Origin of the sequence: Streptomyces hydrogenans (genome assembly GCF_014656075.1) — a bacterium.
Taxonomy (GTDB): Bacteria; Actinomycetota; Actinomycetes; order Streptomycetales; family Streptomycetaceae; genus Streptomyces; species Streptomyces hydrogenans.
Genome location: NZ_BNBS01000258.1, coordinates 1 through 3,798, shown reverse-complemented (window position 1 = coordinate 3,798; position 3,798 = coordinate 1). Strand labels below are relative to the sequence as shown.

6 protein-coding genes and 1 pseudogene are annotated in these 3,798 nt (G+C 73.8%); 3 read left to right on the top strand and 4 right to left on the bottom strand.

The genetic code is table 11. The features are described 5' to 3' along the window. The 3 genes and pseudogenes from IE321_RS41105 to IE321_RS41095 all read right to left on the bottom strand — a co-directional run. Positions 1-502 (bottom strand): annotated as a pseudogene (locus IE321_RS41105) (hypothetical protein); the annotation flags it as partial. After that, positions 499-681: a hypothetical protein gene (locus tag IE321_RS41100; protein WP_190226724.1), complete on the bottom strand. Its 183-nt coding sequence runs from the start codon at positions 679-681 to the stop codon at positions 499-501. The pseudogene IE321_RS41105 and the gene IE321_RS41100, both read right to left, overlap by 4 nt. 52 nt (positions 682-733) lie before the next feature. Beyond that, complete coding sequence (locus IE321_RS41095; RefSeq protein ID WP_190226723.1) at positions 734-1,237, bottom strand: Asp23/Gls24 family envelope stress response protein; 504 nt, start codon at positions 1,235-1,237, stop codon at positions 734-736. Between the two features lie 271 nt (positions 1,238-1,508). Between IE321_RS41095 and IE321_RS41090 the strand changes: the two genes are divergently transcribed. Genes IE321_RS41090 through IE321_RS41080 form a run of 3 tightly spaced genes read left to right on the top strand, consistent with a single transcriptional unit; the run spans position 1,509 to position 2,925 of the window. Next, positions 1,509-1,988, top strand: coding sequence for an RNA polymerase sigma factor (locus IE321_RS41090; RefSeq protein ID WP_051841682.1), 480 nt, complete (start codon positions 1,509-1,511; stop codon positions 1,986-1,988). Beyond that, entirely contained in the window at positions 1,979-2,602 is a 624-nt protein-coding gene (locus tag IE321_RS41085) for an Asp23/Gls24 family envelope stress response protein (RefSeq protein WP_190226722.1), read from the top strand. The genes IE321_RS41090 and IE321_RS41085 overlap by 10 nt, the downstream gene beginning before the upstream one ends. Continuing rightward, positions 2,599-2,925, top strand: a complete 327-nt coding sequence (locus tag IE321_RS41080; protein ID WP_190226721.1) for an Asp23/Gls24 family envelope stress response protein — start codon at positions 2,599-2,601, stop codon at positions 2,923-2,925. Before IE321_RS41085 ends, IE321_RS41080 begins: the two co-directional genes overlap by 4 nt. 29 nt (positions 2,926-2,954) lie before the next feature. Here IE321_RS41080 and IE321_RS42975 read toward each other — a convergent pair whose 3' ends face one another. Next, positions 2,955-3,506: a helix-turn-helix domain-containing protein gene (locus IE321_RS42975; protein WP_190226725.1), complete on the bottom strand. Its 552-nt coding sequence runs from the start codon at positions 3,504-3,506 to the stop codon at positions 2,955-2,957. Positions 3,507-3,798: the final 292 nt, after the last annotated feature.

The following is a 3,798-nucleotide window of genomic DNA, read 5'->3' as shown; positions in this document are numbered from 1 at the left end:
CGGTGCCTGGCGCCGGGCACTCCGCCCCCGGGCACGGCAGGGCGACCATGCCGGGAAAGCGCTGCGCCAGCGCGGTCCACAGCAGCATTCCGCACAGAGCCGTCAGCGCGAGGGCCAGGCACGCGGTGGCTGTTCGCCGCCGGGACCACGACCTGCGCGCGACGATCTGCGCGGGGCCCGCGTCCGGTGGTGGCTGCGCTCGGGTCGGGTCGATGCCGAGCGCGCGGACCCGGATGCGGGCGGGCGCGACGACCTGGCCGGTCAACTGCTGCGTCCTGTCGACGAGATGGCCATGGAGGCGGGCCATCCGGTCCACATCGGCGGGCGTCGCGAGCGGCAGGCCCACGTCCACGGTCACCTCGACGGAGCGTCCGGTCCGGCACGCGCTGCTGCTCAGCACCTGTCCGCCGAGCGGAGCCGTGGCCTCGGCGGCGGCCTGCCGGGCGATCCGGGCCGTGACGCGGTCGGCCACCGTGGTGAGGCCCCGCGGGGGGCCGGTCACCGTCGCCTGCGGTCGGTGGCCGACAGGTCGCGGGGCGTACCACCGCGTTCCAGGAATCCGCCGGCCACATGGCCGAGCGCACCGAGAGCGGCCACCAGGAGGAAGGCTCCGAACCCTCCGAACCAGCCGGCGAATCCCAGCGCCATTCCACCCATCAGCCCCAGAGCTTCCTTGTCCACAGCCGCCTCCGTTTCCTGTCGACGAGGTTCTTGCGAGGACGGTGCACGGGAGTCACGCCACACGCGTGTCGACGGGTTCGTCGCGGTCGTCGCCGGGCAGCTTCACGTCGCTGACCGCGATGTTGACCTCGACGACCTCCAGGCCGGTCATCCGTTCGACGGCCGCGATCACGTTCTCGCGGACCTCGCGGGCGACGTCGGGCACCGGGACGCCGTACTCCACGACCAGTTCGACGTCGACGGCCGCCTGCCGTTCGCCGACCTCCACCTTCACCCCGCGCCCCAACTGGGGCCGCCCGCCGGGGACGCGGTCCCGCACGGCACCCAGCGTCCGCGACAGGCCACCGCCCATGTCGTGGACGCCGGGTACCTCCCGTGCCGCCCTGCCGGCGATCTTGACGACCACGGCGTCCGCGATCGCCGTCCTGCCGCGCGTCCCGGCGGGTTCGGTCACCTCGGTACGCCCGGTCCCCACCCCGGTCCCCAGCCCGGTCTCCGTCCCGGTCCCGTTCGCGTGTGTGCGACGGGCGGGGGCCTGTTCCTGCGTGGCGGTCATCTCTGCTCCCTGATGTGTGCTCTTGCGACGGCACTCCTTTGACAGCACCGGGCGGTCATTCGTTACGGCCCTCTTCCGTGGAAGCAACGCACTGACGTGCGAATCTGCGGTGCGTAACGAAACCGGCCCCGGCGCTGTCAAAGCGGTGGAGGCTGGAAGGAGCCCGCGAGTGAGCACTCGGTGCAGCCCGGACGGGCACGAGGACACGACCGATCCCGGAGACCGACTGCTCGCCGTCAGGGCGGCGGAGGGGGACGAGGAGGCGTTCGAAATGCTGGTGAGAAGTCACTCCCGCGCCATGCTCCAGCTCGCCGAGCGTCTGATGGGCAGTCGCGCGGAAGCCGAGGACGCCGTCCAGGACGCCTTCGTCAGCGCGTGGCGCAGCCTTCCCGAGTACCGGGGCGACGCGGGGTTCGCGACCTGGCTGTACCGGATCGTCACCAACCGGTGCCTGACCCTGCTGCAATCCCGCAGACCCGCCGCCGGCCTCGAAACCGTCGCCGAACCGGCCGCTCCGGACCATCGCTCCTCCCCCGCACGCGCCGCCGAGTCGCACGCCGCCGTGCGCGACCTCGCCCAGGCCATGGACGCGCTCTCCGCCGAACAGCGGGTCTGCTGGGTCCTGCGGGAGATCGAGGGGCAGCCCTACGAAGCGATCGGCCAGGCGGTGGGAATCAGACCCGAAGCGGTCCGCGCCCGCGTCTTCAGGGCGCGACGCGTGCTGATGGAGGCGATGGCCGCATGGCGATGAACACCCCCCGCCCCCGCGAGGCCCCCGACGACCAGGACCTCGAACTCCTGGCGTGCGGCCGGGATCTGGCCACCGTGTGGGAACAGGCGGCACTCGCGTCCACCGGCGACCCCCATGCCCTCACCTGTGTCTTCTGCCAGCGGGCCGTGACCGACCTCGAACACCTGCGGGCCGCCGCCCTTCCCGTGGCCACCACCTCGCCGGCCGACATCGACGCCTCCGCACTGGTACGGCGCGTCATGGACGTGGTCCGGCTGGAGCTGCGCCCGGGGCGCGGCCAGCCGCTCGGCGAGCGCGACGAGGACAGCTGGATCTACGAGTCCGTCGCGGCCCGCACCCTGCGCGCCGCCGCGGAAGAGGTACCCGGCGTCCGCGCCGGCAGCTGCCGCATCACCCCGCCGGGAAGCCGCACCAGCCCCGCACGCGGCCCCGTCGACGTCCACCTCCACGTGTCCGTCGAGTACGGTCGCGAGCTGAGCCCCACCACCGACGCGGTCCGCGCCAACCTCGACCGCGCCGCCCGGGAACGCCTCGGTCTTGCCGTCTCCGCCTTCGACGTCACGGTCACCGACCTGCACGACCCACCGGACCGGCCTCAGGAGCCCCGCACATGAAGACCCGACCGTCAGAGGCCGTTTCCCAGGCGGTCGCCGAGGCCGTTCTGGGCGTTCCCGGGGTGGCCTGCCTCCGCCCTGGCCTGCGCGGCCTGCTCCGAGCCTCCGTGACCGGCCCGCACACCGATGGCGCCGCGGCGCCCCGCCCGTCGGTGCTCGTCACCTTCGGCCCAGGAGGGACGGTGAGCGGACTGCGCGTCGACGTCGTCGTACGGGCGCGGCATCAGGCCGCCCGTACGGCCCAGGCCGTAAGGGCGGCGGCCGCCGCGGCGGCCATCGTTCTGCCGGAGGCGGTTCGGGTCACCGTCACCGGAATGGTGTGACCGGCCACGGCCCGGTTCGAGCGCCGTCGCTAGAGCGGTGGCGGGCAGGTGAGGACCAGCCACCAGGCGAGCGACCACACGCATGCCGCGGCCCCCAGCAGCCGGAACCGCCGGACCCGCTCGGGTGACACGGGATCCACCCCGCTTCGGCCGACGTGCAACACCTGTGGCGATCCGGCCCCGACGGAACCGACCGGGCGGGGCGAGGCACCGTCCGGCCGGACACCCGGCGCGACGGCGGCCGACACCGTCCGCGGGCGCCGAGGGGCGGCCGCGGCCGGCAGTCGCCTCTGGCACGCGGACCCGGCTGGGATGTCGTGACCGGCGCCGCCGTGCTGGGCCAGCCCCGCGAGAAACCGGCGGTACGCCTCCTTGCGTCCGCCCCTGGGCGCCGAACGCCCGCGCTCCCAGGAACGGACCGTGGCCGGTGTCACCCCGAACGCCAGGGCCACCTGCCGTGTCGACAGGCCCCACTGCTCCCGCAACCGCCGCCGCTCACCCGGATCGGGCAGGTCCGTCGGCCGGGGCGTGGACGTCGTGGTCGCGGGTCGCGGGAGCTGGCGGGGGAAGTTCTGCCGCATTGTTGTCATACCGATCCGACAATCCGCATTCCGCCTCGTGACGCGGGAGCCCCGAGGTTCACCCGAACGCCTTTCGATCCGGGCACGACGGCCGACCGCCTCTCCCTGCGGTCCCCCGCCACGGCGGGCACGGGCGCGGGCTCCGGGCCGCGGTCATGACGCCGGCCCCGCTCCCCCTTCTTCGTGGAACGGGGAACGGGACCGGCGGTCGTCACGGCTGCGCGAGCGAGCGGTGCTACTTGGGCATGAGGACGGTGTCGACGATGTAGACGGTGGCGTTGGCGGTGGGCAC